The sequence below is a fragment of the Streptomyces coeruleofuscus genome (genome assembly GCF_039532725.1).
Classification (GTDB): domain Bacteria; phylum Actinomycetota; class Actinomycetes; order Streptomycetales; family Streptomycetaceae; genus Streptomyces; species Streptomyces coeruleofuscus.
Window position 1 is genome coordinate 1 of record NZ_BAAASE010000008.1, and the last position, 25,851, is coordinate 25,851.

A 25,851-nucleotide genomic window follows, 5' to 3' on the forward strand; every position below is an offset into this window, starting at 1 on the left:
TAGAGAGGGTAAGGCTCCCAGTAGACGACTGGGTTGATAGGCCGGATATGGAAGCACGGTAACGTGTGGAGTTGACCGGTACTAATAGGCCGAGGGCTTGTCCTCAGTTGCTCGCGTCCACTGTGTTAGTTCTGAGACAACGAACAGTTGTCGGCTTTGAGCAGAACAAACAATTGAAGAGTGTGCTTGTTCGCTCGAAACCATTAGGGTTTCGGTGGTTATAGCGTAGGGGAAACGCCCGGTTACATTCCGAACCCGGAAGCTAAGCCTTACAGCGCCGATGGTACTGCAGGGGGGACCCTGTGGGAGAGTAGGACGCCGCCGAACAATCTTTGGAAGGACCCCTGGTCCCAGCGTTCAGCTGGGACCAGGGGTCCTTTTTCTTTTTGCACTGCGCGCTGGGCACCCGGCTGCGCGAGAATGACTTGCGGTACCGAAGACAGGAGTCACCATGTCCACCAACTCTCCCGACGACCGACCGGAGCGCGACCAGCAGCGACGGGAGGGGGACCGGAGCGACCGCGGCGGTCAGCGCGGTGACCGTGGAGACCGTGGCGGATTCCGCGGCCGGGACGACCGTGGAGGCCGGAGCGACCGAGGTGAGCGAAGCGACCGCGGGGATCGTGGTGGCTTCCGGCGTGACGACAACCGTGGTGGTGGCTACGGCCGGCGCGACGACCGTGACCGAGGTCCGCGCAGGGACGATCGTGACCGGGGAGATTCCCGTCGCGACGACCGTGGTGACCGTCCCTCCTTCCGGCGTGATGACCGTGGCGAGCGTCCCCCGTTCCGGCGTGACGACCGTGGCGAGCGTCCCCCGTTCCGGCGTGATGACCGTGGCGAGCGTCCCCCGTTCCGGCGTGACGACCGTGGCGAGCGTCCCCCGTTCCGGCGTGACGACCGTGGTGACCGTCCCTCCTTCCGGCGTGACGACCGTGGCGAGCGTCCCCCGTTCCGTCGCGACGACCGTGGTGAGCGGCGGGACGACCGGGGAGACAGGGGCGACCGGGGCGGTTTCCGGCGTGACGACAACCGTGGTGGCGGTTATGGCCGGCGCGACGACCGCCGGGGCGATGTCCGACGCGGAGACGACGACCGTGGGCAGCACGGTGGATTCCGTCGGGATGACCGTCGGGACGACAGGCGCGACGACCGTCGCGATGACAGGCGTGAGGGCGACCGCGGCGCATTCCCCCGCCGCGACGACCGCGGAGAGCGCCGGGACACCCGGGATCGCGGCTTCCGTGGCGACGACCGGGACCGTGGCTTCCGGCGCGACGGTGACCGTGGCGGGTTCCGGGGACGTGACGACCGCCGTGACGACCGCCGTGACGACCGCCGTGACGACCGCCGCGACGACCGTCGCGACGACCGTCGCGATGACCGTCGGGACGACCGGCGTGGGGACGACCGTGGGGACCGTGGCGGTTTCCGGCGTGATGATGCCCCTCGTGGTGGGCGTGGGAGTTTCCGGCGGGACGACACCCGGGGCGACCGCGACACTCGCGATACCCGCGGCGACCGTGGAGACCGTGGCGGCTTCCGCGGCCGGGACGACCGTGGCGGCGGGCGTGGGCCGCGCCGTGACGATCGCGGTGGGCGGCCCGGGGGCTTCCGGGGCCGTGATGACCGGCGCGACGACCGGCGGGACGACCGTCGTGGCGGCGGCCGGTTCCGTGACGAGCGCGAGCGGGACAGGGAGCCGATCAAGCGGCTGCCGATCCCCGAGGACGTCACGGGCGAAGAGATCGACAAGGACGTACGGCAGGAGCTCCAGAGCCTGCCGAAGACGCTCGCGGACGATGTCGCGAAGAACCTGGTGATGGTCGCGCGGCTCCTCGACGAGGACCCCGAGGGCGCGTACGGCTACTCCAGGGTGGCGCTGCGGCTGGCGTCGCGTGTCGCCGCCGTGCGGGAGGCCGCCGGGTTCGCGTCGTACGCCAGCCAGAAGTACGGCGAGGCGCTGGCCGAGTTCCGGGCCGCCAAGCGGATGACCGGGAACATCGATCTGTGGCCCGTCATGGCCGACTGCGAGCGTGGGCTCGGGCGGCCGGAGAAGGCGCTGGACATGGCCGGGGCGCCCGAGGTGCACAAGCTCGACAAGGCCGGACAGGTCGAGATGCGGCTCGTCGCGGCCGGTGCACGACGGGACATGGGGCAGCTGGACGCGGCCATCGTGACGCTGCAGAGCCCGGAGCTGGCCTCCAACTCCGTGCAGCCGTGGACCGCGCGGCTGCGGTACGCCTACGCGGACGCGCTGCTGGCGGCCGGGCGGGAAGGCGAGGCGCGGGAGTGGTTCGCGAAGGCCGTGGAGGCCGACCGGGACGGCAGCACGGACGCCTCGGACCGGCTCGCCGAGCTGGACGGGGTGGAGTTCGTGGACGCCCTCGGCGAGGACGAGGGTGAGGACGGCGAGGCCTCCGTGGAGGAGAAGGACTGACGTCGCGTAGCGGCAGAGGGGGGCGGATTCCGGTCGGGATCCCGCCCCCTTTCGTGTGTCAGAACCAGTGCGTCAGAGGTCCAGCGCGCGCAGCACCAGGCCGGAGGCCGGCTTCGGGCCGAACGACGTCGACTTGCGTGGCATCGTGACGCCCTGCCGGGCCAGGTCGCGGACGACCTCCTCGCGGACCGGGTGCATCAGGACGGCCGTGCCGCCGTCGCGTTCCGCCTTCGCCACCGTGGCGGCCGCATCGTGGATGTAGGCGATGTGCGCGGGGGAGTCCTCGGGGATGTGCCAGACCTGGTCGAGGAGCGTGGCGTGCAGGACCGTCGCGTCGAGGGTGCGCCAGGCGGTGGGGCGGTCGGCGGGGACCGTGCGGGCCAGGAGATCCGGATCCGGCTGGTCGACGAGGTGGAAGGCACCGTCGCCGGCGAGCAGGAACGCGTTGCCCGCGCGGGCCGCGTCCGCCAGTGCCTCCAGGGCTTGGGCCAGCGGGACTTCGAGGCGGCGCACGCCGAAGTGCCCGTCCAGGGCGGCCACGGCGTCGTCGACCGGCAGGTCGTGCAGGAGGCGGTGGATGGCGCGGACGCGGAGGGGGTAGCGGGCCGTGTCGACCAGGAGGACCAGGCCGTGGTCCCACGGGCTGGGGGAGGGGTGTTCCGTGCGGAGGCGGCGGTAGGTCGCCCAGCGGTGGTGGCCGTCGGCGATGAGGGCCTGGTGACGGGCCAGGCCGGCCTGGATCGTGGCCAGGTCGGCGGGGGCTGTGACCGACCACAGGCGGTGGCTGAAGCCATCCTCCGTGGTGGTCGCGAGGAGCGGTGGCTGTTCGGCGGTGCGCTCGATCAGGTCCGCCGTGGCGGTCGTGGAGTCGTCGCCGCGGTAGGTCAGCAAGAGGGGTTCGAGGTTCGCGGAGGTGGCCCGCATCAGGGCCGCGCGGTCGGCGACGATGTGCGGCATGACGTCCTCGTGCGGCAGCACCACCTGCTCGGCCGGGTCCGACACGCGCAGGGTGCCGATGACGCCGCGTTGCAGCATGCCGTTGCCGTCCCGCTGCTCGTAGACGTACAGGCCGGGATCCGGGTCGGTGGTCAGGACGCCCTCGGACAGCCAGCGGCGCAGGGTCTTGGCGGCCTGGTCGTTGCGGGCGCCGGGGGTGGCGGCCTGGGGGAGGATCAGACGGACGATGTTGTACGGGTCGGCGGACTCGAGATGGTGCACTCCGTCGGGGCGGACGACGACGTCGTACGGCGGGGACGTCACTGCGGCCAGGCTGCCGACCCGGTCGGGGTCGTATCGAAGGCCTCGGAACGGGGTGAGTTCCAGGCCTCGGCGCTCCGTTGCTTCCGAGTGACCTGCTGTGTTCATCCCGGCATCGTACGGGTGTCAGTGGCATGGGGGATGATCGGGGGAAAGCCGTCGAACGAGGAGCGATGCGGGATGAGCCGAAGCGTCAGGACGAGGCCCGAGGGCAGTGGGCAGGCCCTGAGCGAGGCGTACGACACGGCGCTGCTCGACCTGGACGGCGTCGTGTACGCGGGCGGGAGCGCGATCGCGTACGCGGTCGAGTCGCTGGCCACGGCCCGGGCGGGCGGAATGCGTCTGGCGTACGTCACCAACAACGCGCTGCGGACTCCCGGCACGGTGGCCGAGCACCTGACCGAGCTGGGCATACCGACGGGTGCGGACGATGTCATCACCTCGGCGCAGGCGGTCGCGCGGCTGATCAGTGAGCAGGTGCCGCAGGGCGCCCGCGTGCTGGTGATCGGCGGTGACGGGCTGCGGGTGGCGCTGCGCGAGCGCGGGCTCGTTCCCGTGGAGTCGGCGGACGACGATCCGGCGGCGGTGGTGCAGGGATACGGCGGTCCGGAGCTGCCGTGGGGCCGTTTCGCGGAGGCCAGTTACGCCGTGGCGCGCGGTGTGCCCTGGTTCGCCTCGAACACCGACTTGACGATTCCGAGCGGGCGGGGGATCGCGCCGGGCAACGGCGCTGCGGTGGAGGTCGTGCGGATCGCCACGGGCGCCGAGCCTCAGGTCGCGGGCAAGCCGCTGCCGCCGATGCACCGGGAGACCATCCTGCGGACCGGGGCCGAGCGGCCGCTGGTGGTGGGAGACCGGCTGGACACGGACATCGAGGGCGCGTTCAACGGGGACGTCGACTCGCTGCTCGTGCTGACCGGCGTGACCGACGGCGCGCAGTTGCTGGCCGCGCCGCCGCAGCACCGGCCGACGTATGTGGACGCCGATCTGCGCGGGATGCTCGGTGGTCAGCCGGAGGTCGCCGCGGCGGACGGCGGCGGGTTCCGGTGCGGTGGCTGGACGGCGACGGCCGGTGCGGACCGGCTGGAGCTCGACGGGGACGGCGAGGCGCTGGACGGGCTGCGCGCGTTGTGCGCCGCGGCGTGGACGGCCGCCGGTGCGGCTGTGTGCGAGCTGGACGGGGGGAAGTCGCTGGCGAGGCTGGGTCTTTGAGTGACGGTTGGATCCGTGGTGCGCGGGCACGCTCCGGCCGGGAGTGCGTGGCGGCGGCCGGACTCCGGATCGAGGCCGAATGGCAGGGTAGGCTAACCTAACCTGCGTGTTGGTCGACAGTCCCCCTGAACAGCGCGCGGAGACCGCCCCCGCGCCCCCGACCCGACGGGCGATACGGGCCTTCGGGCTCCTCCTGGCCGTCGCGATCCTGGTGCTCGTCGCGCTGGCGAGTATCGCGATCGGAGCGAAAGAGCTGTCCCTCGGGCAGGTCTGGCACGGCTTGTTCGAGGACTCGGGGACGTACGGCGACGTCGTCGTCGCGGAGCGGCTGTCGCGGACCGTGCTCGGGCTGCTCGCCGGCGCCGCACTCGGCCTGGCCGGAGCGGTTCTCCAGGCGCTCACGCGCAACCCGCTGGCCGACCCCGGACTGCTCGGCATCAACGCGGGCGCGTCCGCCGCGGTCGTCACGGCCGTCACGTTCCTGGGGATCACCTCGCTCAGCGGCTACGTCTGGTTCGCGTTCTTCGGGGCGGCCGCGGTGGGGGCGCTGGTGTGGTTCCTCGGCGGCAGCCGGGGCGCGACGCCGGTGCGGCTCGCGCTCGCCGGTACGGCGATCAGCGCCGCGCTCTACGGCTACCTCCAGGCCGTGATGATCATGGACGACGCGGCGCTCGGCAAGATGCGGTTCTGGACGGTCGGTTCACTGTCCGCGGCGAACGACTCGACCATCCGGCAGGTCCTGCCGTTCCTGCTGGCCGGCATGGTCCTGGCGCTGGCCCTGTCCCGGCCGCTCAACGCCATGGCCATGGGGGACGACACCGCCAAGGCGCTCGGCGCCAACCTGAACCGGACGCGGGCGCTGTCCATGCTGGCCGCAACCGTGCTGTGCGGGGCGGCGACCGCGGCCTGCGGGCCGATCGTGTTCGTCGGGCTGATGGTTCCGCACGTCGTGCGTTCCTTCACCGGGCCCGACCTGCGCTGGATCCTGCCGTACGCGGCGATCCTGTCGCCCGTGCTGCTGCTCGGCGCCGACGTCATCGGCCGGATCGTGGCCCGGCCCGCGGAACTCCAGGTGGGCATCATCACCGCGATCCTCGGCGGACCGGTGTTCATCTATCTCGTACGACGGCGGAGGACGGCCCAGCTGTGAAGACCACCAACCGTGCTGTGAGGACCCCGGGCGGGCTCTCCGTGCGCCTGGACGTGCGGGCCTTCACCGTCGTGTTCCTGCTGCTGGTCGCGGCGCTCACGGCGAGCGTCGTGCTCATCGGCACCGGCGACTTCCCGATCCCGGCCGCCGACGTGCTGCGGACGCTGTTCGGCGAGGGCAACGCGGGCCAGGAGTTCATCGTCAACGAACTGCGGCTGCCGCGGGTGCTGGTCGGGCTGCTGGTCGGCGCCTCGCTCGGACTCGGCGGCGCGCTGTTCCAGTCCATCTCCCGCAATCCGCTGGGCAGTCCGGACGTGCTGGGCCTCGGGCAGGGAGCGACGGCCGGCGCGCTCACGGTGATCGTGCTGTTCTCCGGGAGCGCGAACCAGGTCGCCGCCGGCGCGCTGGTGGGCGGACTGGTGACCGGCCTCGCCATCTACGTGCTCGCCTGGAAGCGGGGCGTGCACGGATACCGGCTGGTGCTGGTGGGTATCGGCGTCTCCGCGATCGTCACGGCGGTCAACGGCTATCTGCTCACCAAGTCCGACATCGTGGACGCGGCCCGCGCGGTCGTGTGGATGACCGGATCCCTCGACGGCCGTGACTGGGCCCAGGTCTGGCCGCTGCTCGGGCTGTGCGCCGTGCTCGTGCCGCTCGTTCTGTGCAACGCGCGCGGGCTGCGGATGATGGAGATGGGCGACGACGTGTCGTACGCCCTCGGGGTGCGGGTCGAGCGCGTGCGGCTGCTGCTGATGGTGGCGGCCGTGCTGCTGACCGCGTCCGCGACCGCCGCCGCCGGTCCCGTCAGCTTCGTCGCGCTCACCGCGCCGCAGCTGGCCCGGCGGCTGACCCGTGCGCCCGGCCCGAACCTGCTGGCCTCCCTGTGCATGGGCGCCGCCCTGCTGGTCATCGCCGACTGGCTCTCCCAGCGGGCGTTCGGTGCCGAGCAGTTGCCCGTGGGCGTGGTCACCGGCGTGCTCGGTGGCGTCTACCTGCTGTGGCTGCTGGTCACCGAACGCAGGGCGGGCCGGATATGAGCAAGAACCGAAGGAGCACCGTGAACCGTCTGTCTGCCGAGAACGTCACCCTCGCCTACGACCAGCGGGTGATCGCCGAGCAACTGTCGGTGGAGATACCCGACAACTCCTTCACCGTGATCGTCGGCCCCAACGCGTGCGGCAAGTCGACGCTCCTGCGGGCGCTGTCGCGGATGCTCAAGCCCAGCGAGGGCCGGGTGCTGCTCGACGGCCAGACCATCCAGTCGATGCCCGCGAAGAAGGTCGCGCGGACCCTCGGTCTGCTGCCCCAGTCGTCCATCGCGCCCGACGGCATCACCGTCGGCGATCTGGTGGGCCGGGGCCGCTACCCGCACCAGGGCCTCCTGCGCCAGTGGTCGACCGAGGACGAGCGGGTCGTCCAGGAGTCGATGCGGCAGACCGGCGTGGCCGAGCTGGCCGACCGGTACGTGGACGAGCTCTCGGGCGGTCAGCGCCAGCGCGTGTGGATCGCCATGGCACTCGCCCAGCAGACACCGCTGCTGCTGCTCGACGAGCCGACGACGTTCCTGGACATCCAGCACCAGATCGACGTCCTGGACCTGTGCGCGGTGCTGCACGAGGAGCAGGGGCGCACGCTCGTCGCCGTGCTGCACGACCTGAACCACGCCGCCCGCTACGCCACGCACCTCATCGCCCTGCGCGAGGGCCGGATCGTCGCCGAGGGCGCGCCGAAGGACATCGTCACGGCCGGCCTGGTCGAGGAGGTCTTCGGACTGCGCTGCCAGGTCATCGACGACCCGGAGACGGGCACGCCGCTGGTCGTGCCGGCGGCGCGGAAGGCACGCGTCGGAGCAGGGGCCGGGGCCGGGAAGGGAGCAGCTACAGAAGCTTCCTGAGCTGGAGCAGGTCCCGCACGCCCGCGTTCAGTTTCACCCGGCCCGAGCCCCAGGCCTTGGCGAAGCTCAGCTCGCCGTCGACCAGGGCGACCAGGTCGTCACCCGTCATGGCGAGCCTGATCTCGGCCTTGTCGGGCGGTGGTCCCTGGACCGTGTCGCGCACGACGATCCGGCCGCCCTGCATACGGCCGACGAAGGTGACGTCCAGGTCGGTGATGTGGCAGCTCACGGAACGGTCCAGGGCCGCGGCCTCGCGGACGTTCCCCTCGGCGTGCTGCATGTTGTCGGAGAGCTTGTCGAGTGCGCTGCGGCACTCCTCGATCGTGGCCATCGCGGTCGACGGTACCGCAGCGGTTCGCGGTAGCGTCGGGGCATGGACGACGCAGTTCCCGAGACCCCGGCGGTGGCGGAGGACGAGCCCGCTCCCGACTCCGGGTACGACCCCGCCTCTCCCGCCCCGCTGAACGTGCCCCGCACGCCCACCGGTGACGCCGGCGTGGACGCGGCCCTGGACCGGCTCGGCGACGCGGACCACCTCGCCACGGACGGACACGTCGAGGTGTACGAGGATGTACACCGGGGGCTGCGCGACGCGCTCACCGCGCTCGACGCCCGCCCGGGACCTCCGGCGCCCCCATCGACGCACCGACAGGGGAGCTGAACCGAACGTGGCAGGAGTCGCACGCCGCCGTCTCGACGCGGAGCTGGTCCGCCGGAAGCTCGCGCGCTCGCGTGAGCACGCCGGCCAGCTCATCGCCGCCGGGCGGGTCTCCGTCGGCAAGACCGTCGCGACCAAACCCGCCACGCAGGTGGAGACCGCGGCCGCGATCGTCGTGGCGGCCGACGAGAACGACCCCGACTACGTGTCGCGCGGCGGCCACAAGCTCGCCGGCGCGCTGACGGCGTTCCTGCCGCAGGGTTTGGTCGTCGAGGGGCGCAGGGCGCTCGACGCCGGGGCGTCCACCGGCGGTTTCACCGATGTCCTGCTGCGGGCGGGCGCCGCGCATGTCGTCGCCGTGGACGTCGGATACGGACAACTTGCATGGTCTCTTCAAAAGGATGAACGCGTCACCGTCAAGGACCGTACGAACGTTCGCGAATTGACACTTGAAGAGATCGATGGGGAGCCTGTGGATCTTGTCGTGGGGGATCTGTCCTTCATCCCGCTCGGGCTGGTCCTGCCAGCCCTGGTGCGGTGCGTGAAGCCGGACGCGGACCTGGTGATGATGGTCAAGCCGCAGTTCGAGGTGGGGAAGGAGCGGCTGGGCAGCGGGGGAGTCGTACGCAGCCCCCAGCTGCGGGCCGAAGCGGTGACGGGGGTGGCCGGTAAGGCCTGGGGACTGGGGCTCGGGGTGAAGGGCGTGACGGCCAGTCCGCTGCCCGGGCCGTCGGGGAATGTCGAATACTTTTTGTGGCTGCGGGCCGGGGCACCGGAACTGGACCCGGCCGATGTCGACCGTGCAGTGGCGGAGGGGCCCCGTTGACCGATAACCGAGCTCGTACTGTTTTCCTGCTCGCCCACACGGGGCGGCCCGCCGCCGTGCGCAGTGCCGAGCTCGTGGTGAAGGGACTGCTGCGCTCCGGTCTCGGCGTGCGCGTCCTGGAGGCCGAGGCGCGTGACCTGCCGCTGCCGGACGAGGTGGAGCTGGTCAAGGAGGCCACTCCGCAGTGCCTCGACGGGTGCGAGCTGCTCATAGTGCTGGGCGGTGACGGCACGCTGCTGCGCGGTGCCGAGTTCGCGCGGGCGTCGGGCGTGCCGATGCTCGGCGTCAACCTGGGGCGGGTCGGGTTCCTCGCGGAGGCCGAGCGGGACGACCTCGACAAGGTCGTCGACCGGGTGGTGACCAAGGCGTACGAGGTCGAGGAGCGGATGACCGTCGACGTCGTGGTGCACCGCAACGGGGACATCGTGCACACGGACTGGGCGCTGAACGAGGCGGCCGTGCAGAAGGTGTCCGCCGAGCGGATGCTGGAGGTCGTCCTGGAGATCGACGGGCGGCCGGTGACCGGGTTCGGCTGTGACGGGATCGTGTGCGCGACGCCCACGGGGTCGACCGCGTACGCGTTCTCCGCGGGTGGGCCGGTGGTGTGGCCGGAGGTCGAGGCGCTGTTGATGGTGCCGATCAGCGCGCACGCGTTGTTCGCGAAGCCGTTGGTGACATCGCCGGATTCTGTGTTGGCTGTGGAGGTTCTGCCACACATTCCGCCGGGCGTTCTGTGGTGTGACGGGCGGCGGACGGTGGAGTTGCCGCCCGGCGCCCGGGTGGAGGTGCGGCGGGGGGCTGTGCCGGTGCGGCTGGCTCGGCTGCATCATGCGTCCTTCACCGACCGGCTGGTGGCCAAGTTTGCGCTGCCTGTTTCCGGGTGGCGTGGCGCCCCTCATTAGCGTGGTTGCTCGTCGTCGGCGGGCGCGGGTCCGCTGTGGCTGGTCGCGCCCACGCGGCGGAGCCGCATATCGATACAGCCCCGCGCCCCTTGAGGTCCGTATCCACCCGCGTGGGTGACAGAGGCGGGCCAGTCGCAATTGCTTGCCTGGACCTCGTAAGGTCGTGTCCGTGTTGGAGGAGATGCGGATACGGTCGCTCGGTGTGATCGACGACGCTGTTGTCGAGCTGTCGCCGGGGTTCACCGCGGTCACCGGTGAGACGGGTGCGGGCAAGACCATGGTGGTCACCAGCCTCGGGCTGCTGCTGGGCGGGCGCGCGGACCCGGCGCTCGTGCGGATCGGGGCCGGGAAGGCGGTCGTGGAGGGGCGGATCACCGTTCCGCACAACGCCACGGCCGCCGTACGCGCCGAGGAGGCCGGGGCCGAGCTCGACGACGGGGCGCTGCTGATCAGCCGTACCGTTTCCGCCGAGGGGCGCTCGCGGGCGCACCTGGGCGGGCGCAGCGTGCCCGTGGGGGTGCTCGCCGAGCTCGCCGACGAGCTGGTGGCCGTGCACGGGCAGACCGACCAGCAGGGGCTGCTCAAGCTGTCCCGGCAGCGGCAGGCGCTCGACCGGTACGCGGGCGACGCGGTCGCCGTGCCGCTGGCCAAGTACGGCGAGGCGTACAAGCGGCTGCGGGCCGTCTCCGTCGAGCTCGACGAGATCACCACGCGCGCGCGTGAACGGGCCCAGGAGGCCGACATGCTGCGCTACGGGCTCGACGAGATCGCCGCCGTCGAGCCCCGGGCCGGTGAGGACGTGGAGCTCGCCGAGGAGGCCGAGCGGCTCGGGCACGCCGAGGCGCTGGCGTCCGCCGCCGCGGTCGCGCACGCCGCGCTCGCGGGCAATCCGGAGGACCCCGAGGGCGTCGACGCCGGGACCCTCGTCGCGGGCGCGCAGCGGGCCCTGGACGCCGTACGGTCGCACGACCCGGCGCTGGCCGCGCTCGCCGACCGCATCGGGGAGATCGGGATCCTGCTGCGCGACGCGGCCGGGGACCTGGCCGGGTACGCCGACGACCTGGACGCCGATCCGCTGCGGCTGGCGGCCGTCGAGGAGCGGCGGGCCGCGCTGACCGGGCTGACGCGGAAGTACGGCGAGGACATCGCCGCCGTGCTGGCCTGGGCCGAGCGGAGTGCCGCGCGGCTGACAGAACTCGACGGCGACGACGAGCGGATCGGGGAACTGACCGCCGAGCGGGACGCGCTGCGGGCCGAACTGGGCGGGCTCGCACAGGCGTTGACGGACGCGCGGACGGAGGCCGCCGATCGGTTCGCGGCTGCCGTGACCGCCGAGCTGGCCTCGCTGGCCATGCCGCACGCCCGCGTGTCCTTCGACATCCGGCAGACCGAGGACCCGGAGGGCGTCGAGGTCGGCGGGCGGCCCGTCGCCTACGGGCCCGCGGGTGCCGACGAGGTGGAGCTGCTTCTGGCCCCGCACCCGGGTGCGCCCGCGCGGCCGATCGCCAAGGGCGCGTCCGGCGGTGAGCTGTCCCGTGTGATGCTGGCGGTGGAGGTCGTGTTCGCGGGGACGGATCCCGTGCCGACGTATCTCTTCGACGAGGTCGACGCCGGTGTCGGCGGCAAGGCGGCGGTCGAGATCGGCCGGCGGCTCGCGCGTCTGGCGAGGACCGCGCAGGTCGTGGTCGTGACCCATCTCCCGCAGGTCGCCGCCTTCGCCGACCGGCAGCTGCTGGTCGAGAAGACGAACGACGGGTCGGTCACCCGTTCCGGTGTGAAGGTGCTGGAAGGTGAGGAGCGGGTCCGGGAGCTGTCCCGGATGCTCGCCGGCCAGGAGGACTCGGAGACGGCCCGGGCACACGCGGAGGAGCTGCTGGCGACGGCTCGGGCGGATCTGTAGGGGAGGAGCGGGCACGTCTGTCGAGGGAAGCGCCGATCTTCACTCGTGTGGGTGACTCGGCCCGGCGCATCCCCCCGGATGCCGCGCCCCCACTGTCGCGCCGCCGGGCTTCGAGCGTTCCCGGAACCCGCCTATGTCCTGGCATCCTTGGCGGAGTACGCGCGGGATTCCTGCGCGGTGACCGCCCGACCCGAACCAGGAGCCCGGCCACGTGACCCCCGTGAGCAGCCACTCACCGCATGGCCAGTCGCCGTTGCGCACCGTGCAGGTGCTGGGCGGAGGCAACGCGGCCAGCAGTGCGCATGTGCGTTCCCTGGCCGCGGGGCTCGTCGCGAGGGGCGTGAGAGTCACGGTGTGCGCCCCCTGTGAGGCGGATCGCTCCTACGACTTCAGCGGTGTCGGGGCCGACCATGTGCACGTGCCGCGCAGCAGTGACCCGGTGTCGGTGGCGGCTCTGAGGGCGGCCTGTGCCGACGCCGACCTGGTGCACGCGCACGGGCTGCACGCCTCGTTCCGTACCGTGCTCGCTCTCAGCGGGCGGCGCGTGCGGACTCCGCTCGTCGTGACGTGGCACGACCGGGCGCACGCCGACGGGGCCCGCGCCCATCTGCTGCGGGCCCTGGAGCGGCGGGTCGTGAAGGCGGCCACCGTGGTGCTGGGGACGACCTCGGCGCTCGTCGACCGGGCGCGGCGGACCGGGGCGCGGGACGCGCGGCTCGCGGCCGTCGCCCTGCCCGGCCCCCGCAGGCCCGCGGAGCCTGATGACCCCGACCGGCTGCGGCCCAAGGTGCGCGCCGAACTCGGCGCCATCGGACGGCCGTTGCTGATGGCCGTCGGCTCCCTGGAGCGGCACCGCGGGTACGACGTGCTGCTGGACGCCGCGCGCGCGTGGCGGCGGCTCGATCCCGTGCCCCTGGTCGTGATCGCGGGCGAGGGGTCGCTGCGCGGCGAACTCCAGGAACGGATCGAGGGCGAGGGGCTGCCCGTCCGGCTCATCGGGCGGCGCGACGACATCACCGACCTGCTCTCCGCCGCCGACCTCGCTCTGCTGCCGAGCCGGTGGGAGGAGGCGCGCTCCGTCCTCGCCCAGGAGGCCCTCCACGCGCGCGTGCCGCTCGTCGCGACCGACGTCGGCGGCATCCCCGAACTCGTCGGTGACGCGGCCGAACTCGTCCCGCCCGGCGACGCCGAGTCGCTCGCCGGCACCGTAGTACGCCTGCTCGGCGATCCCGAGCGCCGGGAACGGCTGAAGGCCAAGGGCACCCGGCAGGCGGCGACCTGGCCGAGCGAGGACGAGACGGTCGCCCAAGTCCTCAGCGTGTACGACGAATTGACCCAGATCCGGCCCCTCGCCTAGGCCCTGTCGTCACATACCCGTCGTCCGCCCGAAGGGCGCGTCCCGCGGCGTCAGGTGCGTGCTCTCGCCATGCCGGGCGCAGGCCCTCGTACTGGTTGTACGTGGGTCTGCGCCCGGTGCGGCGAGTGGGAGTCCCCCTGCTCCAAGGGCTTGGGGGAGCGTGCACGGCGCCGCGGGGCAGGCGGGAATGCGGCGACAGGTCCTAGAGCACCTCGGGGCTCTGGAGAACGTGCCTGCGGGCCCGCAGGGCCAGGCTCAGGGCCAGTACCGTCTGCGGGTCGTCGAGGTCCGTGCCCAGCAACTCCCCGATGCGCGCCAGGCGGTTGTACAGGGTCTGCCGGTTGAGGTGGAGCTCCCGGGCCGTCTCCGCCTTGCGGCCCGCGTGGGCGAGGTAGGTCGACAGGGTGGGCAGCAGGGGCGGCCGGGAGCGCCGGTCGTGCTCCAGGAGCGGGCCGAGGGCCCGGTCGACGAAGGCGGCCAGGTCCGGATGGCCGCGCAGCCGCCACACCAGCAAGTCGATATCCAGGCGCCGGGCGTCGTACCAGGGCCGGTCAGGCAGGCCCTGGGCCGCCGTGGCCGTCTCGGCGGCGTGCCGCAGGCCCGAGGCCGCGGATGTCCAGCCGCCGGCCACGCCCACGACCACCACGGGAGGCTGCCCGCCCGGCCGCAGCATCCCGGCTCGCTCCACACCGGCCCGCAGCGCCGCCGCGACCCGGTCCGCGAGCGTCGCCCGCTCCGGCTCCGAGCGCAGCCCCAGCAGGACCAGCAGCCGGCCCTCGACCGGCCGTACCCCGAGCAGCGCCGGCACGCCCACCGAGGCCAGTTCCCCGGACACCGCCCGGGCCAGCACCGCCCAGCCTCCCCCCGGCGACAGGGCGTCCCCGAGCCGCATGACCACCGGCAGCAGCGGGCCGTCACCCGGGCGGAAGCCCAGCACGCGCGCCTGCGCCGGGGCGTCCTCCGCCGTGACCCGGCCCTCGGCGAGGTCCGTGAGGAAGTCGCCGCGTCCGCGCGCCGCGAGCTCCTCCTCCTGCCGTGCCTGCATCAGCACCACGGCCAGGATGCCCGCGGCCCGCTCCGCCGCCATCCGGTGCACCGGCGCCAGGGAAGCCCGCACCGGAAGCAGGACGAGGCGGGCGCGGACGCCCCCGCTGCCGGGCCCGCCGCCCGGCACGTCCACCAGGACCGAGCCCGCGAGCGGCGGCTCGTCCTTGTGCTGGCCGCGCAGCCCCTCCCACACCTGGAGCGGATCCGCGCCCTGGGGACCGGCCCCGGCGGCGTACAGCAACTGCCCGTCCGCCGTCTCCAGGAAGACGGGATTGCCGCCGAAGTCGGCCAGGATGCCGAGGACCTGGGGAACCCCGCCGCCGCCCAGCAGGGCCTCCGTACACCGCCGGTGCACCTCCTCGGCCCGCTGGAGCAGCGCGTAGTGGCCGTTGACGATCTCGGTGTGGATCTCCTCCGTGACCGTGACGAACGGCACCTCGCGGTGGAGCTGTACGAGCGGCAGCCGGGCCGAACGGGCCGTGTCGACCAGGGCGGCGGGCAGCCGTGTGAAGCGCGGGCCGAGCTCCACGACCAGGGCGGCGATGCCGCGCTCGGCCAGCGTGCGTACGAACGCCCGCTGTTCGGCCGGGCGGGTGCCGAGGCCGTAGCCCGTGGTCAGCAGCAGCTCGCCGCCCTTGAGCAGCGAGGCGATGTGCGGCACCTCCCCGGCGTGCACCCAGCGCACGGTCCGCCCGAGCCGGTCGGCGCCCGCCAGCACCTCGGGCAGCCCGCTGCGCAGCCCCGGCAGCTCCAGTGCCCGCTGCACGGTGATCCCGGCGGCCTGGGTGCCGTAGCCGCTGTCCGTCCCGGTCTCCATGAGCCGGACGCTACCCGCGTGGGCGCCTCCCGGACATCTCATGGACCACGGAGTCCGGGAGTACGCCGGAGACGACCGGGTACGGGCGCGGTCATGGACATCAGCGTGGTCGCGGTAGGGCGGGAAGACGACAGTCCGGTCGAGGAGCCGCTGCGGGTGGCGGTGCTCGCCGACCGGCTCGGGTACCGGGAGGTGTGGGCGGGCGAGGGACCGACGTGGGACTCGTTCGTCCTGGCGACGGCGATCGGCGCGGCCACCGGGCAGGCGACGCTGACGGCCGGGCCCGTGCCGGTGTCGGTGCGCGACCCGCTCACCATCGTCCGGGGCGCCGCGTCCACCGCGGCCGTGACCGGCCGGCCGGTCGGCGTGGCCCTGGGCACGTCCAGCAAGCGGGTCGTCGAGGGCGTGCACGGCCGGCCGCGGACCCGGCCCGCCGCCGCCCTCGCGGAGTCGGCGGCGGCCGTACGCGCGCTGATGCACGGCGCGCCGGGCGAGCCGATCGTTCCCGGGAGCGGCTTCCCGCGCCGGTTGCCGCCGCCCGGGGGCGAGGTCACCGTCGCGGCGTTCGGCGAGCGCGCGATCGCCGCCGCGGTGGAGCACGCCGACCGGATGCTGCTCGACCTCGTCTCCCCCGAGCAGGTCCGCGTGCTGCGGGCCCGGATGCTCGCCGCCGCCGAGCGGGCCGGGCGTACGCCGCCGCGGCTGGCCGCCTGGCTGCCCGCCGCCGTGGACCCGGAACCGGAGACACTCAGGCAGGTCCTGCGCAGCGTCGTCGGCTATCTCGCCGTGCCGGGCTACAGCGACATGTTCGTCGAGGCGGGGCTCGCCGCGGTCGTCGAACTGGCCGCCAAGGGAGCCGACCCGGACACCCTGCTGGAGGCCCTGCCGCCCGAGGCCGCGAACACGGTCGCCCTCGTCGGCGATGCCGGCACCGTCCGCGCCCGCATGGACGCCTACGCCGAGGCCGGCCTCGACGAGATCGCCCTGGTCCCGGCCACGGCGGGTGACCCGGCGGGGGAGCGGACGCTCACGGCCCTCAGGCCGGCGTGATGTTGTGGTTGAAGCGGAACACGTTGTCCGGGTCGTAACGCCGCTTCAGCTCCGCCAGCCGCCGGGTGTTCTCGACGCCCAGACCGGCGACCACCCGCTCGGTGCCCTCGTCGCCGATGAAGTTCAGGTAGACCGCGCCGGTGCTCCACGGCCGCACGTCGGCGCGCACGTCCCGCACCCACCGCACGCACCGCTCGTCGTCCGCCGGGTCCGCCCAGATGCCGAAGGGTTGCACCGCCCAGGGCGCGTCCCGGTAGGGCACCGGATACTCGCCCGGGCCGCCGGCGATCGCCCCGCCCTGCGGGAACAGCACGTGCTGGGTGCCGGTCGGCACCGGCATGGACCCGGCCCGGGCGCAGAAGACGTCCACGAAGTCGTCGGGCGCGCCCGTCAGGTACTCCGCCGACCAGTAGTTCCGCATCCCCGGCGGGTCGTCGATCATGCACTGGACGTCGGCGTACGGCATCGCGCCGACGATCTCGGCCTCGTGCGGCAGCGCCAGCAGGGGCTGGGCGACCTTGCGCAGGTCGTCCTCGCCGCCGGCGTACGTCAGCAGCAGGCCGCACACGAGCCTGCCCACGAGGTGCTCGGGGACGAACTCCTCCGGCTGACCGGTGAAGTAGATGACGCCACCGCCCGCCTCTTCGGGCCCGTTCGTGATCACTTCGCGGTAGGTGCGGACCACCTCGGGGCCGTGTTCCGGCAGGTACAGCACCATCGCGATGGAGAACTCGGGCAGTTCGTACAGCCGCAGCGTCATCGCCGTGGCGATGCCGAAGTTCCCGCCGCCGCCGTGCAGGGCCCAGAACAGGTCCGGGTTCTCGTCGGCACTGGCGTGGACACGGGAGCCGTCGGCGGTGACGAGTTCGACACCGAGCAGGTTGTCGACGGCGAGCCCGCAGCAGCGGTCCAGCCAGCCGGTGCCGCCGCCCAGCACGAAGCCGCCGACACCGGTGGTGGAGGCACGGCCGCCGGTCGTCGCCAGTCCGTACGGCTGGGTGGCCCGGTCCAGATGGCTCATCGTGGCCCCGCCGGCGACCCGGACGGCCTGGGCCGCCGGATCGACGGTCACCTCGTGCATCCGGCGCAGGTCGACCACCACGCCGCCGTCGCACAGGGCCATGCCGGCCACGCTGTGGCCGCCGCCACGCACGGCGACGGGCAGATCCAGCTCCCTGGCGAACCGCACGGCCCGCACGACGTCGTCCTCGTCGGCGCAGTGCGCGAGCACGGCGGGCCGCCGGTCGATCATGGCGTTGAAGACGGCCCGGGCGTCGTCGTAGCCCGGGTCGCCCGGGGCGAACACGTCGCCGGTCAGATCCTCGCGCAGCGCGGTGAGGGCCGCGCCCGCCTTCGAGAGGGAAGCCATGGCCGCCCCCTTCCGGAAGGGGGAAATCATCCGGTTCCAGCCTAGGTGGCCGGGACCGGTCGGGCCCGTTCAGCCCCCGTAGGCCCCCGAAGCCGTCAGACGCAGTGCCGTGTCGATGAGCGGCACGTGGCTGAACGCCTGCGGGAAGTTGCCCACCTGGCGCTGGAGGTGCGGGTCCCACTCCTCCGCCAGCAGGCCGAGGTCGTTGCGCAGCGACAGCAGCTTCTCGAACAGCTTGCGGGCCTCGTCCACGCGGCCGATCATCGCCAGGTCGTCGGCCATCCAGAACGAGCAGGCGAGGAAGGCGCCCTCGTCGCCGGGCAGGCCGTCGACGCCCTCGTTGTCGCCCTGCGTCGGGTAGCGGAGGATGAAGCCGTCCGGCGTGGACAGCTCCCGCTGGATCGCCTCGATGGTGCCGATGACGCGCTTGTCGTCCGGCGGCAGGAAGCCCATCTGCGGGATCAGCAGCAGCGACGCGTCCAGCTCCTTCGAGCCGTACGACTGCGTGAAGGTGTTGCGTTCCTTGTCGTAGCCCTTCTCGCACACGTCACGGTGGATGTCGTCGCGCAGTTCCTTCCACCGCTCCAGCGGGCCGTCGGCGTCGCCGGACTCGATCAGCTTGATCGTGCGGTCGACGGCGACCCAGGCCATCACCTTGGAGTGCACGAAGTGGCGGCGCGGGCCGCGCACCTCCCAGATGCCCTCGTCCGGGTCCTGCCAGTGGTCCTCCAGGTAGCGGATCAGCTTGAGCTGGAGCAGCGAGGCGTAGTCGTTGCGCGCGAGACCCGTCATGTGGGCCAGGTGCAGGGCCTCGGTGACCTCACCGTAGACGTCCAGCTGGAGCTGGTGCGCGGCGCCGTTGCCGACCCGGACCGGGGTGGAGTTCTCGTAGCCCGGCAGCCAGTCCAGCTCCGCCTCGCCGAGCTCGCGCTCGCCGGCGATGCCGTACATGATCTGGAGGTTCTCCGGGTCGCCCGCCACGGCCCGCAGCAGCCACTCGCGCCAGGCGCGGGCCTCCTCGCGGTAGCCGGTGCGCAGCAGCGAGGACAGGGTGATCGCCGCGTCCCGGAGCCACGTGTAGCGGTAGTCCCAGTTGCGGACGCCGCCGATGTCCTCCGGCAGGGAGGTGGTCGGCGCGGCGACGATGCCGCCGGTCGGGGCGTACGTCAGGGCCTTCAGCGTGATCAGCGAGCGGACGACGGCCTCCCGGTAGGGACCGTGGTACGTGCAGTGGTCGACCCACTCGCGCCAGAAGTCCTCCGTCGCCTCCAGCGACTGCTCCGGCTCGGGCAGCGGCGGCGGCTCCTTGTGCGAGGGCTGCCAGGAGATCGTGAACGCGATCCGGTCACCCGGGGCGACCGTGAAATCCGCGTACGTCGTCAGCGACTTGCCGTACGTCTCGGCGGATGTGTCGAACCACACGGAGTCGGGGCCCGCCACGGCCACTGTGCGCCCCTCGTGCTTGTGCACCCACGGCACCACCCGCCCGTAGGAGAACCGCATCCTGAGCGCCGAGCGCATCGGCACGCGGCCCGAGACGCCCTCCACGATCCGGATCAGCTGCGGGGCGCCGTCACGCGGCGGCATGAAATCGGTCACCCGGACCGTGCCCCGCTGCGTGTCCCACTCGGACTCCAGGATCAGCGAGTCGCCCCGGTAGCTGCGCCGCGCGGCGGTGGGGGGCTGCTGGTCGGAGGCGTACGCGGGGCCGAGCCGCCAGAAGCCGTGTTCCTCGGTGCCCAGCAGGCCGGCGAAGATGGCGTGCGAGTCGAAGCGGGGCAGGCACAGCCAGTCGACCGTGCCGTCCCTGCAGACCAGGGCAGCGGTCTGCATGTCTCCGATGAGTGCGTAATCTTCGATGCGCCCGGCCACGTGCAACTCCAGTCGAACGGCCACGTCACCCCGCAAGGGGGCTGTCGCTAGTGCGGTCAAGGGGGATTTTCAGCAAGTCTTGCAATGCGTCGTTGAGCGATGAAGCAAAACAGGTCACTCAGCCGTGATGCAAAGCGCCAATTGTTGCTCAACGAACTGACGAGCTCACGTTGTTCCGGTACTTACGGGCGGGGGGTGGTGCCGTTGGGCCGGCGGGCTCGGCAGCGAGTGTCCGAGCAGGATACGACGCACGCCGATGTTCCGGGTGCCCGTCCAGGCAAGGCGAGTACGCCGAACGAGTGAGCAACGGGTGAGAGACCGGTGAGGGCGACCATCTCCGTGTCGGTGCGTGCGCGGAGCGTGGCCGGAAGCCATCGCCCCGCGGCGCTGATACGCTGGTAGCCCGTGGACCGGTGGGCAGCAAACCCCCGAACCGCAGCGACGGCGACCCCCCGGAATCCTCCGGCAGGCAGCCGTACCGCACCCCCAGACCGCGACCACGGGAGCCCCGTCTTGGCTATGCCGCCCGCCGCTTTTCGTAACTCGACGACCAAGCACATCTTCGTCACCGGGGGTGTCGCCTCCTCGCTCGGCAAGGGCCTGACGGCCTCCAGCCTCGGCATGCTGCTCAAGGCCCGGGGTCTGCGCGTCGTGATGCAGAAGCTCGACCCGTACCTGAACGTCGACCCCGGCACGATGAACCCCTTCCAGCACGGTGAGGTGTTCGTCACCAACGACGGCGCAGAGACCGACCTGGACATCGGCCACTACGAGCGCTTCCTCGACCGCGACCTCGACGGCTCCGCCAACGTCACCACCGGCCAGGTGTACAACACCGTGATCGCCAAGGAGCGGCGCGGCGAGTACCTGGGCGACACCGTGCAGGTCATCCCGCACATCACGAACGAGATCAAGCACCGCATCCGCCGCATGGCGACGGACGAGGTCGACGTCGTGATCACGGAGGTCGGCGGCACGGTCGGCGACATCGAGTCGCTGCCGTTCCTGGAGACCGTCCGCCAGGTCCGTCACGAGGTCGGCCGTGACAACGTCTTCGTCGTCCATATCTCGCTCCTGCCGTACATCGGCCCCTCGGGTGAGCTGAAGACGAAGCCCACCCAGCACTCGGTTGCGGCTCTGCGCAACATCGGTATCCAGCCGGACGCGATCGTGCTGCGCTGCGACCGCGAGGTCCCGACCGCGATCAAGCGGAAGATCTCGCTGATGTGCGACGTCGACGAGGCCGCCGTCGTCGCCTGCCCCGACGCCCGCTCGATCTACGACATCCCGAAGACCGTGCACGGCGAGGGCCTGGACGCCTACGTGGTCCGCAAGCTGGACCTGCCGTTCCGCGACGTCGACTGGACGACCTGGGACGACCTGCTCGACCGGGTCCACAACCCCGACCACGAGATCACCCTCGCGCTGGTCGGCAAGTACATCGACCTGCCCGACGCCTACCTGTCGGTCACCGAGGCGCTGCGCGCCGGCGGCTTCGCCAACCGCGCCCGCGTCAAGATCAAGTGGGTCACCTCCGACGACTGCAAGACCCCGGCGGGCGCCGCGGCGCAGCTCGGCGACGTCGACGGGATCTGCATCCCCGGCGGCTTCGGCGACCGCGGTGTGCTCGGCAAGGTCGGCGCGATCAAGTACGCCCGCGAGAACAAGATCCCGCTGCTCGGCCTCTGCCTCGGCCTCCAGTGCATCGTGATCGAGGCCGCGCGGAGCCTGGCCGACATCGGCGACGCCAACTCCACCGAGTTCGACCCGGCCACCGCCCACCCGGTCATCTCCACGATGGCCGAGCAGCTCGACATCGTCGCCGGTGAGGGTGACATGGGCGGCACCATGCGGCTCGGCATGTACCCGGCGAAGCTGGCCGAGGGCTCGATCGTGCGCGAGGTGTACGACGGCAAGGAGTACGTCGAGGAGCGCCACCGGCACCGCTACGAGGTGAACAACGCCTACCGCGCCGAGCTGGAGAAGCGGGCGGGCATCCTGTTCTCCGGCACATCCCCGGACGGCAAGCTCGTCGAGTACGTCGAGTACCCGCGCGAGGTCCACCCGTACCTGGTCGCCACGCAGGCCCACCCGGAGCTGCGCTCGCGCCCGACGCGCCCGCACCCGCTGTTCGCCGGGCTCGTCAAGGCCGCGGTCGAGCGGAAGACTTCGAAGTAACACACCAGTTGTACGGTGGCCGGGGTGCATCCCTTCAAAGGGTGTGCACCCCGGTTTCTTTTCGGCACGTCGGGCCCGGTACGCGGAGTCGCGCCGGGCCCGTGGGAGGACAGGCATGACGATCAAGGACACCCCGGAGGAATGGGAGATCCGGGCGACGGACACCCCCTTCGTGGGGAACAAGACCTCCGTCCGCACCGACGACGTGGTCATGCCCGACGGCACCGTGGTCGGCCGCGACTACCAGGTCCACCCCGGTTCCGTGGCCGTCCTCGCCCTCGACGAGGCCGACCGCGTCCTGGTCCTGCGCCAGTACCGCCACCCCGTGCGCCACAAGCTGTGGGAGATCCCGGCCGGTCTGCTCGACGTCCCCGGCGAGAACCCGCTGCACGCCGCGCAGCGCGAGCTGTACGAGGAGGCGCACGTCAAGGCCGAGGACTGGCGGGTGCTGACCGACGTCTACACGACCCCCGGCGGCTGCGACGAGGCCGTCCGGATCTTCCTCGCCCGCGGTCTGTCCGAGGCCGAGGGCGAGCGTTTCGCCGTCGCGGAGGAAGAGGCCGACATGGAGCTCGACCGGGTGCCGGTCGCGGACCTCGTCCGGGGCGTGCTGGCCGGGGAACTGCACAACAACTGCCTCGTCGTGGGCGTCCTCTCCCTGGTCGCCGCCCGCGCCGGCGACGGCCTGGACACACTGCGCCCGGCCCAGGCGCCGTGGCCGGCGCGTCCGTTCGAGGCGTGAACTCTCTCGAGGCGTGAATCCGCCGGGGGCGGCTGGATCCGGGCGGTGGTTCGGGGCCGGGTGGTGGTCCGGGGCCGGGGCGGTGGCTGTCGGCCGGGGCGGTGGTCCATGGGTGGGCGGTGCTCGTGGCCGGGACGGTGGTCCATGGCCAGGTGGCGGTCCCGGGCGGGACGGCGGTCCATGGCCGGGTGGCGATCAAGGGCGGGCCGGTCGTCCATGGCCGGGTGGTGCCCAGGGCCGAGGGGCAGGCTGGATGCGGGCGGCCCATGGTCGGGCGGGTGGTCCGGGGCCGGGCGGTGGGCCGAAATCCCGACGGTGGCCCAGGGCCAGGCGGTTCGGCTCAGGCGCCGTGGTCGGCGGGTCCGTTCGAGGCGTGAACTCTCTCGAGGCGTGAATCCGCCGGGGGCGGGCCGGATCCGGGGCGGTGGCTCGGGGCCGGAGCGGTGGTCCATGGCCGGGTGGCGGTCCAGGCTGGGGGTGGCGGCCCAGGGCCGAGCGGCAGGCTGGATCCGGGCGGCCCATGGCCGGGCGGCGGGCCGGATCCGAGGCGGTGGTCCAGGGCCAGGGGGGCGGGCCGGATCCGAGGCGGTGGTCCAGGCCAGGGGGGGCGGGCCGGATCCGGGCGGTGGTCCAGGGCGAGGTGACCGGTCCCGGTCGGGCAGTGGATCCGGCCGCCGGACACGTGCCCGCGTGACCGGCCCGGCCCCGGCGGCTCCGCGCGAGCGAAGCGGTGAGCTTGAGGAGGGCGGGCGCAGTGGCGCCCCGTCGCACCGGGCGGCGCGACGCCCCCCGGCCCACCTGCCGCAGGGGCCGGTCACCCCAGCGGCACGAGGGCCCGCCGACAGTTGCCTGCGAGCAGCTCCGATCTTGGTGTGAAGATCGGCTGATCCGATCGGGGGACGTGCCCGCCGTGCCCGTCGTGCTTCGGCCGGGGCGTTGCAGAGCGTGAACTAGGCTCTGTTCACGCCCGGACCGGAGTCCCGGCGGGCTTGTGCGTGTGGTGGGACGGGAGTGTGGCCCGTGACGGATCAGGTCGTGGAGACAGGCGACGTGCGGCTGACCGGACACGCTTCCGGGGAGAGCCGATTCCTGGGCCGCACACGCGAGTTGAAGGAACTGCGCGCCGACATCGAGCGCGCGGGGCTGGACACCCTCGCCGGCCGTAAGCCGCCCCACGCGCGCGTGCTGCTCATCGCCGGCCGGCCCGGCTCGGGGCGCACCGCACTCGCCGAGGAACTCGCACGGCAGGTCGCGGACCGTTACCCGGACGGGGTGCTGCGCGCCCGCCTGAGCGACGCCGACGGCACCCCCGTACCGGTCGAGCGCACCGCCCGGGACCTGCTCGCCGCCCTGGACCAGGAGGCCCCGGCCGGCGCCTGTGAAGACGACCTCACCGACGCCCTGCGCAGCGCCCTGGCCGACCGCAGGGCTCTGCTCCTGCTGGACGACGCGGCCGATGCCGAGCACGTCGACGCCTTGCTGCCCGACACCCCGGACTGCCTGGTCGTCGCGGTCTCCGGGGGACCGCTGACCGGCATCTCGGACGTCCGCCCGTGCACCCTGGGCGGCCTGGACGCCAAGTCCGGGGTGGAACTGCTGTCCCGGCACACCGGCTCGGTCCGCATCACCGTCGACCCCCGGGCCGCGGAGGGCCTCGCCGAGGAGTGCCAGGGGCAGCCGGCCGCGCTGATGCTGGCGGGTGGCTGGCTCGCCGCCCGCCCCCAGGCGGCCGTCTCCGACCTCGCCAAGCAACTGCGCGCCGAAGACGCCGAGGGGAACGCGCTGAACCGGGTCTTCCGGCTCGCCTACGCCGCCCTGCCCGCCACCGCCGCCCGGATGCTGCGCCTGCTCGCCCTCGCCCCGGCCGGACTCGTCGACCCGCAGACCGCCTCCGCCCTCGCCGGCTGCTCGGTCGCCGGCGCCCGCACCACCCTGGACGACTTCGTCGCCCTGGGCTTCCTGCACGCGGTGGACTCGCCGCTGCCGCGGTACGAGGTGCCGGGCTGTCTGCACGCGGAGCTCCGCGCCCTCGCCGAGCGCCACGAGCGCCCGGCCGAGCTCCAGCTGGCCCGCGCCCGCATGCTGGAGCGGACCGTACGCCTGCTCCAGGCCTGCCGGGCGATCACCGAGACCGACAGCCCCCAGGCACGCCAGAAGCTCCTCGACCTGCCGCGAGCCCTGCGCTTTTCCACGCCCCGGGCGGCCGCCGAGTGGCTGCGCGTGACCCGGCCCGCCCTGCTGGCCTCGGCCCGGCTCGCGGTCGCCGACGGGCAGCTGGACACCCTGGCCCGGCGGCTGATGTCCCAGCTGGTGCGGGCCATGGTGGCGCACGTCGGCACCCAGGCGGCGGCGCCCGACCTCTACGACATCCACAGCCTGGTCCTCGACGTGGCCGAGCGCCGGAACCTCCACCGCGAGCGGGCCGCCGCCCTGCTCAACCTCGGTGACCTCGACGCCCGGACCGGCCGCACGGCCGACGCGCTGGCCCGCTACCGGGCCGCGCTGGACGCCGGACGCGAGGTGAACGATCCGTACGCGACCGGCCGCGCGATGGAATCCGTAGGCGGTGCGCATCTGGAGCTCGGCGACTTCGACCGAGCCGCCGACTGGTTCGGCCGGGCCCTGGTCGAGCGGCTCGCCCGGGACGAGCGCGCCGAGGCCGCCCGGCTGTACGGGCGGATCGCCGCCGCCCACACCTACGCGGGCCGCTACGGCGAGGCCCTGCGGAACTGGCGCGCGGCGATCGCCGGGCACCGCAAGAGCGGCGACGTGGCCGCCCAGGCGCGGGCGCTGAGCGAGTTGGCGCGGGTCCAGGAGTACGCGGGCCGGCCCGAGGAGTCGCTGCGCACCTGCCGGGAGGCCGTGGAGTGGGCACGGCGCGCCGAGGACACGCGGTTGCAGGCCGCGCTGCACCTGCGGGTCGCCGACACCCTCGAGCACCTCGGCGACCCCACGTCGGCCCGGCTGCACCGGGGCGCCGCCGAGCGGATTCTCGGCGAGCACCAGGAGGACGAGGAAGAGCCCGCAGCGGCCTCGAACGGCGACTCACACCCGAAACCGGAACCTGACGCCTGCGAAATCCGTAGCGCATCCGCTGAAGATTGATGCAATGAAAGGCTAGACAGCGGGAACACCTTCATTAGACTGGCTCTGCCGCACGTTCTCCTGCGGTCTCTCCCG

The 25,851-nt window shown here is 72.8% G+C and carries 19 protein-coding genes, 2 rRNA genes and 1 pseudogene; 17 read left to right on the forward strand and 5 right to left on the reverse strand.

Translation table 11 applies throughout. The annotated features are described in order from the left end of the window. The 4 genes and pseudogenes from ABFX81_RS28555 to ABFX81_RS28570 all read left to right on the forward strand — a co-directional run. A 23S ribosomal RNA gene (locus tag ABFX81_RS28555) occupies positions 1-105 on the forward strand; the annotation flags it as partial. A gap of 105 nt (positions 106-210) precedes the next feature. After that, positions 211-327: ribosomal RNA gene (gene rrf / locus ABFX81_RS28560) — 5S ribosomal RNA — on the forward strand. 145 nt (positions 328-472) lie between these two features. Beyond that, positions 473-1,666, forward strand: a pseudogene (locus ABFX81_RS42250) (hypothetical protein); the annotation flags it as partial. 48 nt (positions 1,667-1,714) lie between these two features. Continuing rightward, the gene (locus tag ABFX81_RS28570; protein WP_346138951.1) at positions 1,715-2,440 is read left to right on the forward strand and encodes a hypothetical protein; all 726 of its coding nucleotides are present in this window, start codon (positions 1,715-1,717) and stop codon (positions 2,438-2,440) included. A gap of 72 nt (positions 2,441-2,512) precedes the next feature. Here the strand turns inward: ABFX81_RS28570 and ABFX81_RS28575 are convergent, their stop codons facing one another. After that, positions 2,513-3,805, reverse strand: a complete 1,293-nt coding sequence (locus ABFX81_RS28575) for a DUF1015 family protein (RefSeq protein ID WP_086848105.1) — start codon at positions 3,803-3,805, stop codon at positions 2,513-2,515. Between the two features lie 72 nt (positions 3,806-3,877). Here ABFX81_RS28575 and ABFX81_RS28580 point away from each other — a divergent pair, with 72 nt between their 5' ends. The 4 genes from ABFX81_RS28580 (at position 3,878) to ABFX81_RS28595 (ending at position 7,953) form a co-directional block, all read left to right on the forward strand. Further along, positions 3,878-4,909: an HAD hydrolase-like protein gene (locus ABFX81_RS28580; RefSeq protein ID WP_086848103.1), complete on the forward strand. Its 1,032-nt coding sequence runs from the start codon at positions 3,878-3,880 to the stop codon at positions 4,907-4,909. A gap of 106 nt (positions 4,910-5,015) precedes the next feature. Then, positions 5,016-6,059, forward strand: coding sequence for an iron chelate uptake ABC transporter family permease subunit (locus ABFX81_RS28585; RefSeq protein WP_086848101.1), 1,044 nt, complete (start codon positions 5,016-5,018; stop codon positions 6,057-6,059). Continuing rightward, on the forward strand, positions 6,056-7,096 hold the full coding sequence (locus ABFX81_RS28590; protein ID WP_086848100.1) for an iron chelate uptake ABC transporter family permease subunit: 1,041 nt from the start codon (positions 6,056-6,058) through the stop codon (positions 7,094-7,096). Before ABFX81_RS28585 ends, ABFX81_RS28590 begins: the two co-directional genes overlap by 4 nt. Next, complete coding sequence (locus ABFX81_RS28595; RefSeq protein WP_346138867.1) at positions 7,093-7,953, forward strand: ABC transporter ATP-binding protein; 861 nt, start codon at positions 7,093-7,095, stop codon at positions 7,951-7,953. Before ABFX81_RS28590 ends, ABFX81_RS28595 begins: the two co-directional genes overlap by 4 nt. On the opposite strand, the gene ABFX81_RS28600 is transcribed toward ABFX81_RS28595, so the two are convergent. Then, positions 7,937-8,284, reverse strand: a complete 348-nt coding sequence (locus ABFX81_RS28600; protein ID WP_086848097.1) for an SCP2 sterol-binding domain-containing protein — start codon at positions 8,282-8,284, stop codon at positions 7,937-7,939. The genes ABFX81_RS28595 and ABFX81_RS28600 overlap by 17 nt on opposite strands. A 42-nt stretch (positions 8,285-8,326) precedes the next feature. On the opposite strand from ABFX81_RS28600, the gene ABFX81_RS28605 reads away from it, so the two are divergent. The 5 genes from ABFX81_RS28605 (at position 8,327) to ABFX81_RS28625 (ending at position 13,596) form a co-directional block, all read left to right on the forward strand. Next, positions 8,327-8,614 (forward strand): hypothetical protein, encoded by a 288-nt coding sequence (locus ABFX81_RS28605; RefSeq protein WP_086848096.1) that lies wholly within the window; start codon positions 8,327-8,329, stop codon positions 8,612-8,614. 7 nt (positions 8,615-8,621) lie between these two features. Further along, positions 8,622-9,437 carry a TlyA family RNA methyltransferase gene (locus tag ABFX81_RS28610; protein ID WP_086848095.1) on the forward strand — a complete coding sequence of 272 codons (816 nt, stop codon included), beginning with the start codon at positions 8,622-8,624 and terminating at the stop codon, positions 9,435-9,437. Next, positions 9,434-10,339, forward strand: a complete 906-nt coding sequence (locus ABFX81_RS28615; protein WP_086848094.1) for an NAD kinase — start codon at positions 9,434-9,436, stop codon at positions 10,337-10,339. Before ABFX81_RS28610 ends, ABFX81_RS28615 begins: the two co-directional genes overlap by 4 nt. A gap of 181 nt (positions 10,340-10,520) precedes the next feature. Beyond that, positions 10,521-12,239, forward strand: a complete 1,719-nt coding sequence (gene recN, locus ABFX81_RS28620; RefSeq protein ID WP_086848109.1) for a DNA repair protein RecN — start codon at positions 10,521-10,523, stop codon at positions 12,237-12,239. A 211-nt stretch (positions 12,240-12,450) separates the two neighbouring features. After that, positions 12,451-13,596, forward strand: coding sequence for a glycosyltransferase (locus ABFX81_RS28625; RefSeq protein WP_086848093.1), 1,146 nt, complete (start codon positions 12,451-12,453; stop codon positions 13,594-13,596). Positions 13,597-13,798: 202 nt separating this feature from the next. On the opposite strand, the gene ABFX81_RS28630 is transcribed toward ABFX81_RS28625, so the two are convergent. Then, complete coding sequence (locus ABFX81_RS28630) at positions 13,799-15,460, reverse strand: PucR family transcriptional regulator ligand-binding domain-containing protein (protein ID WP_086848092.1); 1,662 nt, start codon at positions 15,458-15,460, stop codon at positions 13,799-13,801. A gap of 93 nt (positions 15,461-15,553) precedes the next feature. Between ABFX81_RS28630 and ABFX81_RS28635 the strand changes: the two genes are divergently transcribed. Continuing rightward, on the forward strand, positions 15,554-16,510 hold the full coding sequence (locus ABFX81_RS28635; RefSeq protein ID WP_086848091.1) for an LLM class F420-dependent oxidoreductase: 957 nt from the start codon (positions 15,554-15,556) through the stop codon (positions 16,508-16,510). Here the strand turns inward: ABFX81_RS28635 and ABFX81_RS28640 are convergent. Next, on the reverse strand, positions 16,497-17,879 hold the full coding sequence (locus ABFX81_RS28640; protein ID WP_086848090.1) for an FAD-binding protein: 1,383 nt from the start codon (positions 17,877-17,879) through the stop codon (positions 16,497-16,499). The genes ABFX81_RS28635 and ABFX81_RS28640 overlap by 14 nt on opposite strands. 69 nt (positions 17,880-17,948) lie before the next feature. Then, entirely contained in the window at positions 17,949-19,751 is a 1,803-nt protein-coding gene (locus tag ABFX81_RS28645; protein WP_086848089.1) for a glycoside hydrolase family 15 protein, read from the reverse strand. Between the two features lie 519 nt (positions 19,752-20,270). Here ABFX81_RS28645 and pyrG point away from each other — a divergent pair. The 3 genes from pyrG to ABFX81_RS28660 all read left to right on the forward strand — a co-directional run bounded on the left by pyrG (position 20,271) and on the right by ABFX81_RS28660 (position 25,776). Beyond that, positions 20,271-21,929: a CTP synthase gene (gene pyrG, locus ABFX81_RS28650; protein ID WP_086848088.1), complete on the forward strand. Its 1,659-nt coding sequence runs from the start codon at positions 20,271-20,273 to the stop codon at positions 21,927-21,929. 115 nt (positions 21,930-22,044) lie between these two features. After that, positions 22,045-22,671: an NUDIX domain-containing protein gene (locus ABFX81_RS28655; RefSeq protein ID WP_086848087.1), complete on the forward strand. Its 627-nt coding sequence runs from the start codon at positions 22,045-22,047 to the stop codon at positions 22,669-22,671. Positions 22,672-23,691: 1,020 nt separating this feature from the next. Further along, positions 23,692-25,776: a tetratricopeptide repeat protein gene (locus ABFX81_RS28660; RefSeq protein ID WP_086855010.1), complete on the forward strand. Its 2,085-nt coding sequence runs from the start codon at positions 23,692-23,694 to the stop codon at positions 25,774-25,776. The last annotated feature ends 75 nt before the right edge of the window (positions 25,777-25,851 follow it).